Origin of the sequence: Arthrobacter sp. KN11-1C, from assembly GCF_052180225.1 — a bacterium.
In the GTDB taxonomy this organism is placed as follows: Bacteria; Actinomycetota; Actinomycetes; order Actinomycetales; family Micrococcaceae; genus Arthrobacter.
On the sequence record NZ_CP197467.1, the window covers coordinates 1,297,438 to 1,310,657 of the forward strand.

Sequence of the window (13,220 nt, forward strand, 5' to 3'; positions counted from 1 at the left end):
TGCAGCGCGCCAGGAAGTCTGGGACATAATGCAGCAGGACGTCGGCTAGCTCGCCGATAACTTACCTGCGGCATAACCCATGTCATGCAAGAGGGCATCTGTCGCCGACACTCGCGGCGTCTACGGCTCAAAGAATGCCACCACGAAGCGCCGAATTTCACAAGGGAGCGGGCAAGGGGTGTCGCGGTGGGGACGGGCTAACGGGCGCTCCAATGCGGGCCGAATAGTTCTTCTCTAGGATGCTTCCTCAATCACTTTCGACTGGCCTCCGCGACAGATCCCCGCTGCCCAGCCAAAGTCCACGTTGGACTGCCGAGTCAATCGGCGCATCCCTGGACCGTGCCGGCCAGATCGACGAGGAGAGCCAACTACATCTGCCACGCCAGAGGGGCGTCGCCTGCCACTTCTCGCTCGCCGGTTGAGAGGTTGACCGCGAATCGATGCTGGCTCTTCGACGTCCCGGCTGCAGGGTCGTGAAGGATCGCATAACTGGCCCCCAGGTCGATCTGGATGCCAAGATGAGTGATCCCCTCGTCAAGCAGGGACTTCACGAGGCCCGGTCGGTCTTTCAGCGGGAATTCCATGAGTTTCTCGTTCATCTTCGGCTGGATGTAGCGGATTAGCATGGCCTCGGCGGCGTCGATCAGGAGACCCTTGTCCTCCAGCGGTCCGTCCGGAGATGCAATAAGATTCGCGGCGAACCGGCCCAGCTCCTCGTTTCCTGCGGGCCCGATCGAGCCGAAGAGCTCCCGGCCCTGGACCTGCGAGTCCATCATGATCACCCCAACGTCAGCGTTGCGGTGGTAGTCGTTGACCTCGGCGAGCACCTTCTGGAGGTCCTCGTGCCCGTCAGCGAGGCGCTTGGCGGCCGACTTGCGGACTTTCCTGCCATATGCTTGGCCGATGTAGTGGACCGAGTAGTCGAAGAACTTGCTAATCGTGTGCTTCTTCCAGCTGCGCGCACGAAGAGACTCGTCCGTGCGTGCTAGATCGAGGGCTTTCCGCGCCAGCTGTACCGCCGTGTAGCGCGACTCGCCGTCGTCGCCGCGATGGACCAGCACTCCGTCCGCGACGGACGCGTCAGCGGATCGGAACATGGACGCCGGGAGGCGAATGGCACGCGGTCGCCAGCCGTCCTTGTAATACTCCGTTTCGATCCTCCAGCCATCGGCGTCCACTGTCGCTGAGACTACGTTCACCCGCGGGCCGATCGCGACTAGGTAGATGTGGTTCCCTGACGCCTTACCCCATTCCTCCATGCCCTCGTCGTATATTTGCGAGGGCACCAGCGCTCGGCTCGATAGATTCGTGACGCTGATGAGCTGCGTCGGTGACTTCCTATTTACTGCATCCACGACAGCATTCTCGCAGAGATGCCAAAAACGCATGGTCGGCCAGGATGCTTCGAGTCGATCCTTGGCTCCCTGTCGATCCGACCGGAGGGTGAACTGGACGCCGAGACCGGGGGAGGGGCCCTTCCTCGTCATGTTCGGGACTGCTGCGGTCCGCCGCACGTAAGGCCTCAGTGGTGCTGGGTCAAACTTAGCGCTCTAGGGTTGGGATGGGCGTTCATCAGGATGTACTTCGCACGACGAGGAAAACTAACAGGTTAATCAGCTGCGGAACGTGGTGGAATGGACACTCGATCTGTAGGCCACGCGCTATCGGGACCTTTGTGAATGGCCAAACAATTGATTTTCGACCTGCTTCTCGCGGTAAGACCCGTTTGGAAGACGAGAAGCCTGCTGCCTGATTAGCTGCTTATCGTCAACGCGGGCGGAACGTGGTCTGGGCGTTCTTGCTTTTGTGCTCCCTTAAGCAAACGGCCACTGCTGTCGACTCGCTCAAATGTTGCATTCCGGAACTCAACAGACGACAAGTCGTCTCGGCCGTCCACGGGCAGGCCCGCGTAGTAGGCAGTGTTCTTGTGGATGATTCCCAACAACCTGCCCGAGCCCTTCCGGTAGAGACTGGCCAGTTGTGGTGCCCCACCCGAGAGCGGATCGATGCCGGATAGGATCGCGTCGACAAAGCCCGAGTAGATGGCCCTGCTGGTGTGACCTGAAGTCGTCGCGTTCCACGCTTCTATGTGGGCCTTGACTGCATTCCCTCCCGACCCGTCGGAAGCCAACAGGTGCGAGTTGTTGGGAAGTTGTATTTGCTTGATGTTCCAAGTCCAACTACGTGACTCAGAGGTGGATAATCGCAGCAAATGGAAGGCTGGATCCTCCTTCTTCCCGGGCGCTGGTATCGATCGGTCTTCTCGATACCCGATGTAGACCGTGAGGAGTGCTTTCCTGGGATAAGCCTTCCAGCCAGACTTCAAGCGACCAATCAAGGCATTTACAACGCGTGAAATTTCTTCCGATCGGACGTAATTCTCAGGTGTGCCGCCGACGTCGACGCGATCAAGTAGGGCCGGTATTGCGATAACGGGGAATAGTACGTCGCCACAGTATCCAATAATGATGGGATAGCGCTTCGAGGCGAACACCTTTCGGCCCTGGTCCCAGGTGTCAAGTACGGACACTTTGCCGTTGTGTGTCGTGCTCCACGAAATTCTGTTATCCGTTGCAATGTTGAGTGATGCTTGCCCTTTGGTGTGACCGGCAACCCATGCAACAAGTGAAGTCATTGCAAACTCCTGTCGATCGCGATAGTCTCAGCCCCGATCCTATATGCGATCAGCCCGAGGCGCTGTCAAATGCCATTTGGGCACGCGACTCCTGGGTCCGCCTCAATATCATGGCGGGGTCGAGTTGGCGGCTGGGGCGCGAGCTCCAGCTCTCAGGTCTTCTGAGGGGTGGACGCACGGCGAGTGTGCGTCCGCCCCTTTCCTGTACCCGTACTCTCACCGGCACGTCCACGATCGTTGCATTGTTATGTAATGGTGACGGTTGCAAGTAGGAACGAGGAGTAGTAATTGCCCATGGTTTGAGGCAAATCTGCTAAATTTCGGTATGGCCAAAGGAAACTCGTCTCTCGACGATCGCGAACTTCGTGCTGCCCAAGTAGTGCGTGCCGTCTTTGGCGCCGAAACGCGGCAAATTATTCCGAGGGATATCGTCGGTGCACCTCCTGCAACTCACGACTTCGACCTTTTCGACGGAACGACGACCGTTGCTGTTGAGGTTACGACGATCGCAAAGACAGACACACTCCATGACAACGCGGTGTGGAATCGCAGCTTTCCAGACCTTGCCGTCGAGCTTGAGGGCGTCGGAAAGGGGTGGTTGGTTATGGTTGCCGGTGGAGGAAACGTACGATAAATACGTCATCAGTTGGGGATTTGGGTCGCGGAACTTTAGCGCCTGAACATCTTTTCGGCCCAGACGGAGCGATGGCAAGAGCACGCATTTAGTAGTGAAGCGCATCGTCCTGCGTGGTTCGACACGCTACAGGCCATGCAAGCGGCTGGGGTGATATACGCAGAGGTGCGTCACCCTCTCCCTGCCGGGCAGTGCATGTTTCTCAAAGTTGACGACGGATTCGAATATGACCCCTCGGACTACGAGTACGTTACGACGTTTGTGTCAGACCAGCTCAAGGGCTTACCCACATCGGACGTGCAGAAACTTCACAAGGCGACCGCGGATCGCCGTGTGCTTTTCCTATGGCTAGATGCGCAGAGCCACTTCGACATCATACGTTTATTGGACAATAACGTCCTTGGCGGAAGTGTTTCGAACGCAGGACCTGTCGATGAGGTCTGGATCGGCCGACACTTCATAAACGAAGCCGTGACTGTTTACCGGTGGTGCGCGGCTGAAGGATGGGTCGCCATTCACTTCCAAGAAACAGACCTCGTGGACACCGGATCGGACTGCGCCAGAGCGGGTGCTCCATTGTCGTGATGTCCCAAGCGAAGTCCCGGGTCTCGCGCCCAAAGTACGGATAGGAAGTACCCCCTTCGCCTCCTTGCTGAAGGTTCTGAGCAACCCGCCGGTGACCTGGCATTGGTTGGAACACGGCAATCAAGACCTAGCCGTCCCGGAAATCGGCACTGAAGTGCCGGGCATTAATTGAATATTCGCCTTTGTGGGGTCCACCGGTGGTGCGGGTGGGGGCCATTGCCCGGTAGCACTATTGGTGTGGTTGAGCGCCCCCGTTGGGGTGGGTCGGCGCCACCTGAATAGGCTCCTTCCACCATGTGAGGGCCACTTGGTGGAAGGAGTACCGGTAATGGTACGGAAGATCAAGGCGAAACTTGTCTTGCAGTTGCGCAGCCAGGGACTGTCGGGCAGGGCGATCTCGTCCGCTCAAGGCATGTCGAGGCACAGCATTCAGGCAGTGCACGATGCTGCGGATCGGGCAGGTCTGGGCTGGGACGACGTTGCGGAGATGTCCGAGGGCGAGGTGTATTCGGCTCTGTTTCCCGGCCGCGGGGTCCGCGAGAGCGTGTTTGCGCAGCCGGACTGGCCCCGGGTGCACCGGGAGCTGGCGCGGGTCGGGGTGACGTTGAAGCTGCTGCACCAGGAGTATGTCGACGCGAGCGGTCGGGCGGGACAGGCGGTGATGAGTTACGACCGGTTCTGCCGGCTATATGGGGACTACGCGACCGTCACCGGTGCCTCGTCCCGGGTCGGCCACAAGGCCGGCCGCAGCATCGAAGTCGACTGGTCCGGGCCGACGATGCAGCTTCTTGATCCGACAACGGGAGAGATCTCGAAGGTGTTTTTGTTCGTCGCATGCCTGCCGTTCAGCCGATATGCGTTCGTTGAGGCCTGCCTGGATATGCGGCAGGAGTCGTGGTTGCGCGCCCACGCGGCGATGTTCGCCTTCTTTGGCGGCACGGTCCCGCGCCTTGTGCCCGACAACCTGAAGACCGGGGTGATCGCACATCCTCGTGAGGGCGAAGTCGTTCTCAACGATGCGTACCGGGAGATGGCGGCGCATTATTCGGCAGCGGTGTTGCCGGGCCGGGTCCGCCACCCGAAAGACAAGGCGAGCGTCGAAAATACGATCTCCCATGTCGCGACCTGGGTCATCGCTTCCCTGAGAGCGGAGCAGTTCACCTCCCTTCCGCAGTTGCGAACGCGGATTTATGAGCAGATTGATGCCTACAACCGGCAGCCGTTCCAGAAGCGGCAGGGCTCCCGGTTGAGCGTGTTCACCACGGAGGAGAAGCCGGTGATGCAACCGCTGCCGGCGGTTCCGTTCGAGATCAGCACCTGGACCTATCGGCGCAAAGTGGGCAAGAACGGGCACGTGGTCTGGGCGAAGAATTTCTACTCCGTCCCCTTTAGCCACATCGGATCTCTCGTTGACCTTCGCGCCACGGACACCATGCTGGAGATCTACCGCGGCGACGAGCGACTGACCAGCCACCTGCTGTTGCCGGGCACGACAACGAACCAGTATCAGACGAACGAGGCCGACCTTCCCGAGGGCCGCAGCTTCCAGGCCTGGGACCGGGCCCGGATCGAGGACTGGGCATCGCGGATGGGCCCGGCAACGGTGTCGGTGATCGGCAAGATCTTCCAGTCCGCGTCTATCGAAGAGGCAGGCTTGGACCCTGCGCTGGCGGTGTTGCGCCTGTCCCGACGGTTCTCTCCGGCGCGGGTGGAGGCCGCCTGCGAGCTTGCGCTGCGCGGGCCGATACGGTCACCCCGTTACGCGCACCTGCGGCCGATCCTCGACACCGGGCAGGACAAAACCGGACACGTTCCTGAGCCGGCGGGCGACGATGGAGGATATGTGCGCGGCGGCGCCTACTACGCCGGAGGGGTCCGATGAGCCGGCTGGATGGAGAAACCAAACGCAAGCTGCGCGAGATGAACGCGGGCGAACTGCTGGAGGCGATCGACACTCAGGACGAGACCCTCTCGATCAGTCTGTCGTTCGAGGATCGGGTCCGGTTGGTCGTCGATGACGCCTATTCGACGTTCACGCATTCCAAGGTCTCCGGCTTGATCCGACGCGCGGGACTGCGTTACCCGAACGCTGATCTGCGCCGCATCGATCTTCTCGATGAGCGCGGTCTGAACCGCCAGCTGCTGACCCAGCTCGGCGCCTGCTCGTTCGTGGACCGGCAGCAGAACGTTGTCTTCCAGGGGTTCACCGGGTCGGGGAAGTCGTATCTGGGATGCGCGATCGCCAAACGCGCCTGCGAACACCGGATCCGCGCCCATTACGTCCGCATGCCCGACCTCGAGGAAGCCTGCGCAAATACGCTGCCTTCACCCTGCTGGTCATTGACGAGTGGCTGCTGGACCGGCCCACGGAATCGATGCGCGGCATGCTGCTGGAGTTGATGGAACGCCGCTACGGCGCAACGTCAACGGTGTTCTGCACCCAGTATCAGCAGAAGGACTGGCACCAGCGGCTTGGTTCCGGTGTTCACGCTGACGCCATCATGGACCGGATCATACACAACACGATCTGGGTCGAGACCGGCACCTACAACATGCGAGAGCACACCGCCCTGGCCAGCGCCTAAATCCGATGGAGGGCGTCAGCGGCACCATGCCACACCGCTGCTGGCGCTCTCTCGCACGATCGGTGGCGCTCAACCGCACGATTGGGCGGCGCTCAAGGCCTCAAATACTCATTAATCGCCGCGAGCAAGCTGATATTCGCGACTCGCTGAGTGTGCTCTCCTACTTTCTGATGTGACGGAAGCACAAACAGACACATGATTTTCACCGGGTTGGTGGCGGCTCGAAGTTCGCTAGCCTGAATGGCGTGGACCGCATAGATATGGATGACGCTGCAAATGCTCGTGACCCTGCTCCATGATGAAAGGGCTCCTCGTCGCTCAGGGCGCTGCTGCCGGGGTGGGACACGCTGCAGGCCGACGTTCCTTCACGGGGCGGGGTAGAGACGGCTATAGCGATCCTGGCCGGTTCAAGCTTCGCTGAGGTCGACTCATCCTGGGAGATGCGGCTCACAGAGCAGGGTGAACAGCTCAAGCGGTCCGTGAACGGTACTCGGGGATGTGCGAGATCACGGGAGCGATCAGCGATCTGTCGGAAGGACGGCGGTTGAGCCGTGCAACGCTGAGTTTCCTCAGTCGGTCGGCCTTCGACGCGGCACTCGAGAACCATCTGGACGCGGCCCAACGCAGGGCTGACAGCCGATCGCAACATCGCTGGTGGGGGGGCACGACTTATTCAAACCCAGTCCAGCAAAGGCGTCGGGCTAGAATCGTTGCGCCGCTGAGCCTGCGGACGTCGTCCCGGGCGAGCTTCACCGGCTCCTGCTTGAAGCACGAGCATACGTGAAAACGCACTGAATTAGAGGTTATTTCGTGACGGAACGCGGTGGAGTTCCGCTTCAACGTCTAGCCTAAGAAGTGATCGTCACTCACCGGCTGGGGTTCCGGCCGGTGGATGTCGATTCCGCCGTGTGCGGTGCCATACGGCAAAGGGTCCCCGCTGATGCCGGGACCCTTTGGGGTTGTCGGGGGAATCAGGCGCGCGGCCCTCTACCGGAAAATGGCCCGGCCCGTTAGGCTGCGGGTGCCGCGGCGGAGGCCTTCTTCTCGAGCGACTGGACTGCCTTCTGGATCTTGGGACCGTATCCGCCGTTCAGCGCGGTGTCCTTGATCTTGTTGGCCTGGGTGTCCAGATCAGCCGGTGCGGCGGCCTTGAGGGTCTTCAGGTCCGACTGCAGGTTAGCCGGGAGCTTGGCGAAGAGCTTCGGGTGGCTGATGAGTTGGTCGGCGATCTTCTGCATGCCGGCGCCCGGGTTGGCTGAAGTCAGGGCGGTGCGCAGCTCCTGCCGCAGCCCGGCGGCCCCGGTCGCGGTCTTCTGCAGATTCTCTGCGCGCTTCTGGATGTCGGGGCCGTATCCGCCGGAGAGCGCGGTGGTCTTGATCTTGACGGCGTCCTTTACTCGGTCAGCCGGGGCGGCGTTCTTGAGGGCTGTCAGGTCCGTCTGCAAGGCGGCCGGAAGCTTGGAGAAAACCTTGGGGTGGTTCACCAGCGCGGTGGCCGCCTTCGCGGCGCGATCCCCGGCAGCCTGCGGGCTGTTCGCGTTGAGCCTCAGGAACGCGCCAAGGTTACCGGCGCCTTCGTGGGCGCCGGTTTTGGGTCCGGCCGATGGGCTTGCGGTTGCGGACGGCGCCGGGGCGGATGGTGAGGCCGATGCTACTCCAATGCCGACGGTGGCCATTGCGCCGGCAGCTACTACGGCGGCCGCTCCGATTCCGATACGGGTTTTCAGTGACTTCGTTGTGGGCTTTGCCATTCGGTGTCCTTCCACATGCGGTTCGTGTCTGCTGGTTCATACGCAGACATGTAAGCCCCACTACCTTATTCGTCCACACTGGACGCAAGCTGGGTACGTGGTGCCGCGGCCGTGGCGTCGGTGGTCAGCCGCGCTTGAGCCGGTTCGCCGGCGGGAGGCTGTGGTTCGACGCCAGGATTCGGAGTGTATCCATCGCCGGTGTCCGGTCTGCCGGGTCCAGCAACTGCCATGAGCGGTGGCCGGGATCGGCGAGGACCTTGTGCAGGGTCAGGATGCGGGACTTGTCGCTACCCTTCATCTGGGCGGCCGTGGCCAGTGGGGCTTTTGTGGTCGCGCACAGGACTACGGCGTCATCGAGGTGCCGGCCTTTGTCGCGGGAGTCTTCCCGATAGGCGGCACCTTTGAGCACGAGCGCGCCGAGGGCGTTCGGGACACTGATGAATACGGGGCCGCCATCGTCAGCGATCATGCGGCAGTTGACGGTGCGTTGGAGTGTCTGGGTGCCGCCGGCGATCTGGAACGGTTTACGGCCTCCGATCGTGGGAAGCTTCGCCGGGGCCAGGTGGTCGGCGACCATGACGTCGATCTGCTGCTTGCCGCGGACGAACCGATGCGCCGGAGCGTCGTCCGCAATGGACTTCTGGACGGCAATGCCCTGGCGAGCTCGACGCATTGCGGCCAAGGCGTACCCCAGCCACCTGGAGGGACGGGGACATCCCACACCTCGCGGTGGCCATCGTCGGCTTTTTCTGCGGACTCAGGCATGGAGCAACCCGTCGATGACGCGCCGGCCGGCGCTACGTTCCCGCGTGGCGAGGGAATTCATCAGGTCCAAGGCAATCGCGGCGACCGGCGCCTTCCCTTCTTCGAAGGGGTTGAAATCAACCTCGTGGATAATGGCGTTGCCGTCGGGGTCCTCGACCATGCCGAGTGCGTCTGCGAGGGCTCGGGCGTCTCCGGCCATGACATAGCCTTCGGCGATTCCTCCTCCGCCGGACATCCCGAAGGTCTCGGCCATGTCCTGGTCCTGCATGGCCGCCGCTCCGCTGACGATCAGATGGTCGCTCAGGATGGTGATCCCGTCGGGGCTGACCCTGAACCGCAGGGTCCTGTCTTTGTTCCGGGCCAGGATGCGAACGGTGTCCGCGTCCATCTCATTCAGCCTGCTTTTCAGTCGGGATTTCTCCGAAGAGGAGATCCAGTTCGGGTTGCGGCCGGAGAGCAGCGCCAGAGCGGCCCAGGCGACTTTGGCGGTCCAGGGGCGACCCCGGCGGGTTCCGGCTGCCGCGAGACGCTCCACGGATGATCGGCTTACCAGCTTTGCCCTACCGGCTGTGCCCTCAACCTTCAGTTGGCCGTTGTTGATGAGCTGGCGCACTGATTGCTGGGTGATCCCAAGACGTTCCGCTGCCTCGCGGGTGGTCATGGTCGTCGTTAACATGCACTAATACTTTCTTGTCAAAGTAATAGTGTCAATACTCTAATGCTTGCTTATCAACGTATTAGCCGGCTGGATAGCTTTCGTGGCCAGTTGCGTACCCCGGCCCATAAAAAGTGCACTGACCAAATATTCCTCGTCCGCGCGCCGTGGATGACACTGGACTCATGACATCGGAACAGACTCCTCTCCACACACCATTCACCGCAGCTGACACCGCCGCCGACGTCCTCGAGGGCGTCGATCTGAGCGGGCGTGAGGCGATCGTCACCGGCGGGCACAGCCGGCTTGGCAGGGAGGTCACCCGCGCTCTTGCGGCCGCCGGCGCTTCCGTGACGGTCGCATCGCGCGACGCCGGGCGAGCGGCTGAATTGCTCGGCGGGATCGACGGCGTTCGCGTCGAGCAGCTTGACCTCATAGACCCCGAGTCCATCGACGCCTTTGCTGCGCGCTGGCTCGACTCCGGACGCCCGCTGCACATCCTGGTCAACAGCGCCGCTGTCTTGTTCGGCCCGGAGCGGCGTCTTGACGCACGTGGCCATGAACTGGCGTTCTCGACCTCCCATCTCGGTCACTTCCAGCTCACCCGGGCACTCCTTCCGGCACTCCGCGCGGCGCACGGTGCCCGCGTGGTCAACGTGACCTCGGGCGCGGCCCGGTTCGGCGACATCCACTGGGACGACCTCGACTTCGCCACCGACTACAACCCCGTCGCTGCCTACGCACAATCCAAGCGTGCCAACGTCCTCTTCACCGTCGAACTGGACCGACGGTTCGCCGGGGACGGCATCCGCGCGTTCGCCGCGCACCCCGGGGTCGTCGTCGGACCCGGCCCGTACACCCCGCAGCGCCTCGATTCCCTCCGGGCGCAGGGCCTCGTAGACGAGCAGGGTGACGCGATCATCGACCCCCAAGCTGGGAAGAAGAGCGTCCAGCAGGGCGCGGCCACCCTCGTGTTCGGCGCAGCCGGCCCGCTGCTCGACGGGATCGGCGGCGTGTATCTCAAAGACAGCGACGTGGCCGTGCTCGACGACGAAGAGCGGCCGCTAACCCCGGACAGCATCCCGGCTGACGCGAACTCGGCCATGCTCAACCCCGAAGACGCGCGACGGCTTTGGGACCTCAGCGAGCAGCTGCTCGCCCTGACCGCCGTTCAGTTCCTACTCAGAACCCTTTTCCTACCAAGGAACGCGTGTGCCGTCCCAAGACCAGAGGGCCCCGGTGGGGCCGTCGTCGGGGATGAGCGCGAGGCGAACGACGCCGGTGGCGGCCTCGGCCGGGTCGCCGCCAACAGTCATGCCCGCAATGAGATTGGTACGGCGCAGACCTGGTGCCAAGGCGTTCACCTTGACCCCCTCACCGAGGGCCTGAGCCGTCAGCAACGTGACGGCGTTGACCGCGGTCTTCGAGCCCCGATAAGCCAAGCCACCCCCTTTTGCTCGTTCCCAATCGAACTGCGGGTTCGGGCTGCCGCTCCAGGTGAGTGATCCGGTTCCGCTGGACACGTTGACGATGCGGGGGTGCGCCGACCTCAGTAACGCAGGAAGGAACCCCTGGGTGACGGAAATGAGGCCGAAGACGTTTGTCTCAAACGCGACCCGCAACTGCTCGAGAGTGGCGCCGTTGATGTCTTCGCCACCGGGGTTTACTCCCGCGTTGTTGACCAGGATGTCCAGCTCGCCGATCTGCTGCACCGCCGCGGCGATCGACGGCGGATCCGTGACGTCGAGTTGCACGACCCGCGCAGCGGGGCCAAGTTCTTTCGCGGCCTGCTGTCCCTTGTCGAGGTCGCGTACCCCGATCCACACGGTCACGCCGTGGTCGAGCAATTGTCGCGCCGTCTCGAATCCGATGCCGCTGTTGCCTCCGGTCACCAGCGCAACTGAACCCGGCTCGGGTGAACAAACCTCTGCGGGAAGGCAGTCGGTGTTTGTCATTATGCCCCTATCCAACTCCAACGATGTGGTTAGAACGCTACCTCACGGCCGTGTATCACCCGCGGTGGTCCCAGGGAGGGCCAGGACGTCGAGGTGGGTTGCGAGGATTGTCGAAACACCTGCCTGCCACTTCTCGGTCATCGTGCAAGTCGGGCTGGAGCGTTGTGGGGGCAGGCTCCAGCCCGACTGCATCGGACAAGGATGCCGGATCGGACCGAGATGGGGGACCGGGTCCGATCCAGTTCCATCTCTGTAATCGCTGAAGGGCTTCGAAAGGTGACGGCATTCGGGCAAGAATTCGCTGGCATCCCTTAGAACAGCGGCCAGGGCACCGCCGACATCTCACCGCTCGGAGCCGGAAACCGCCCTGCCAAGCGCAACCCGGCGCAGCGCGCGGCGAGTGAGGCGATTTCCTCGGCGCTGAGCAAGTCCGCCAGGTTTCGGCCCAGCCCACCGTTCAGTCCTTCGCTGACACGATCGATGCCATCCAGTTCCTCGGCGGTCAGCGGGTCTCCCAACCATCCCCACAGCACCGTGCGCAGTTTGTGGTCTCGATGAAAGGTGAGCCCATGGTCCACGCCGTGCCGGTGTCCGCCCGTCATGGCAAGAATGTGGTCGCCTTTGCGGTCGGCGTTGTTGACGACCGCGTCGAACACCGCCATGCGCCTGAGCGCTGGCGAGTCTTCGTGAACGAGAGTGACCATCCGTCCGTTCTCGTCTCGGCCCTCAAGAACGGGTTTCCAGCCCGTCTCCGGCACGTGGTCCGTCTCGACAAGGTTCACGGCATTTTGTGCGGGGTCTTGGTCCTGCCAGAGCTGCACCATTCCTTCGCCCATCGGACCATCGCGCAGCCAGGTGTGCGGCACGATGTCCCATCCGAAAGCCTGCGAGACCAGGTAGGCGGCCACCTCGCGGTGAGCCAGGGTGCCGTGGGGAAAATCCCACAGCGGATTTTCGCCTGCTATCGGCTTATAGACGACCACCACGTCGCCGATGCTGCCCAGAAACGTAGCGTTTGAAGCCGTCGTGATGCGGCCGGTGAGCGTCAGCTCGGCGGTCACTAGGTCCGGCGCTGGCATCAGGCCTCGGGGAGGGTACAGACGTGCCCGTCGGGGTCTATCGGGTAACCGCAGAGCGGGCAGGTCGGACGACCGGCGCCCACGATCTCACGGGTGCGTTTGGCGAATGCGCGGGCGGTGCCGACCGGCATGCGCACCAGCAGCATTTCGGTCTCGTCAGCGCCGTCCTCATCAAGCGATGGGTCGTTGTCATCATCATCGACATCGGCGATGGGGTAGGCCTCTAGTACTACCTGGGCCGTGGTCGGGTCCCAGCCCAAGCTCATGACGCCGGTGCGAAACTGCTCCTGAACGGCCTCGAGCTGATCATTGTCGACAAGTTCGATGGGAGTGCTCGTGGGAACGCTGAAGGGGTTGCCCTCCACGGTGAGGAGCTGGTCGAGAATCTCGTCGATCTTCTCCGCGAGCAGAGCCGATTGCTGCTTCTCCAAGGCAATACTTACGATCTGCGTCCCTGCGCGCACCTGCAGGTAAAACGTGCGCGCCCCTGGAAGGCCAATGGTGCCGACGACGACCCGATCAGGCCAGGCAAACTCGTGAACACGTGTAGGCATGTCAGTATTCTAGGCGCATGGG

At 62.3% G+C, this 13,220-nt stretch carries 10 protein-coding genes and 2 pseudogenes; 4 read left to right on the forward strand and 8 right to left on the reverse strand.

Annotation, left to right across the window (positions count from 1 at the left end):
- Window positions 1-368: 368 nt before the first annotated feature.
- Window positions 369-1,355, reverse strand: a complete 987-nt coding sequence (locus tag ACSBOX_RS06120) for a hypothetical protein (protein WP_442545251.1) — start codon at window positions 1,353-1,355, stop codon at window positions 369-371.
- A gap of 398 nt (window positions 1,356-1,753) precedes the next feature.
- Window positions 1,754-2,635 (reverse strand): hypothetical protein, encoded by an 882-nt coding sequence (locus ACSBOX_RS06125; protein WP_442545252.1) that lies wholly within the window; start codon window positions 2,633-2,635, stop codon window positions 1,754-1,756.
- Between the two features lie 325 nt (window positions 2,636-2,960).
- Between ACSBOX_RS06125 and ACSBOX_RS06130 the strand changes: the two genes are divergently transcribed.
- From ACSBOX_RS06130 to ACSBOX_RS06140, 3 genes and pseudogenes are all read left to right on the forward strand, one after another.
- The gene (locus ACSBOX_RS06130) at window positions 2,961-3,269 is read left to right on the forward strand and encodes a hypothetical protein (protein WP_442545253.1); all 309 of its coding nucleotides are present in this window, start codon (window positions 2,961-2,963) and stop codon (window positions 3,267-3,269) included.
- 913 nt (window positions 3,270-4,182) lie between these two features.
- Window positions 4,183-5,736, forward strand: coding sequence for an IS21 family transposase (gene istA / locus ACSBOX_RS06135; RefSeq protein ID WP_442545254.1), 1,554 nt, complete (start codon window positions 4,183-4,185; stop codon window positions 5,734-5,736).
- A pseudogene (locus ACSBOX_RS06140) lies at window positions 5,733-6,439 on the forward strand (ATP-binding protein). The gene istA and the pseudogene ACSBOX_RS06140 overlap by 4 nt, the downstream one beginning before the upstream one ends.
- Window positions 6,440-7,449: 1,010 nt before the next feature.
- Here the strand turns inward: ACSBOX_RS06140 and ACSBOX_RS06145 are convergent.
- From ACSBOX_RS06145 to ACSBOX_RS06155, 3 genes are all read right to left on the reverse strand, one after another.
- Window positions 7,450-8,190 (reverse strand): hypothetical protein, encoded by a 741-nt coding sequence (locus ACSBOX_RS06145; RefSeq protein ID WP_442545255.1) that lies wholly within the window; start codon window positions 8,188-8,190, stop codon window positions 7,450-7,452.
- Between the two features lie 124 nt (window positions 8,191-8,314).
- Window positions 8,315-8,863 carry a hypothetical protein gene (locus tag ACSBOX_RS06150; protein WP_442545256.1) on the reverse strand — a complete coding sequence of 183 codons (549 nt, stop codon included), beginning with the start codon at window positions 8,861-8,863 and terminating at the stop codon, window positions 8,315-8,317.
- Between the two features lie 84 nt (window positions 8,864-8,947).
- Window positions 8,948-9,631, reverse strand: a complete 684-nt coding sequence (locus ACSBOX_RS06155) for a helix-turn-helix domain-containing protein (protein ID WP_442545257.1) — start codon at window positions 9,629-9,631, stop codon at window positions 8,948-8,950.
- Between the two features lie 164 nt (window positions 9,632-9,795).
- Between ACSBOX_RS06155 and ACSBOX_RS06160 the strand changes: the two are divergent.
- A pseudogene (locus ACSBOX_RS06160) lies at window positions 9,796-10,413 on the forward strand (SDR family NAD(P)-dependent oxidoreductase); the annotation flags it as partial.
- A 393-nt stretch (window positions 10,414-10,806) separates the two neighbouring features.
- Here the strand turns inward: ACSBOX_RS06160 and ACSBOX_RS06165 are convergent.
- The 3 genes from ACSBOX_RS06165 to ACSBOX_RS06175 all read right to left on the reverse strand — a co-directional run bounded on the left by ACSBOX_RS06165 (window position 10,807) and on the right by ACSBOX_RS06175 (window position 13,198).
- A complete protein-coding gene (locus ACSBOX_RS06165) occupies window positions 10,807-11,565 on the reverse strand; it encodes an SDR family NAD(P)-dependent oxidoreductase (RefSeq protein ID WP_442545258.1) in 759 nt (252 codons plus the stop codon).
- A gap of 311 nt (window positions 11,566-11,876) precedes the next feature.
- Window positions 11,877-12,644: an SCO1664 family protein gene (locus tag ACSBOX_RS06170; protein WP_442545259.1), complete on the reverse strand. Its 768-nt coding sequence runs from the start codon at window positions 12,642-12,644 to the stop codon at window positions 11,877-11,879.
- Window positions 12,644-13,198, reverse strand: a complete 555-nt coding sequence (locus ACSBOX_RS06175; protein ID WP_442545260.1) for a DUF3090 domain-containing protein — start codon at window positions 13,196-13,198, stop codon at window positions 12,644-12,646. The genes ACSBOX_RS06170 and ACSBOX_RS06175 overlap by 1 nt, the downstream gene beginning before the upstream one ends.
- Window positions 13,199-13,220: the final 22 nt, after the last annotated feature.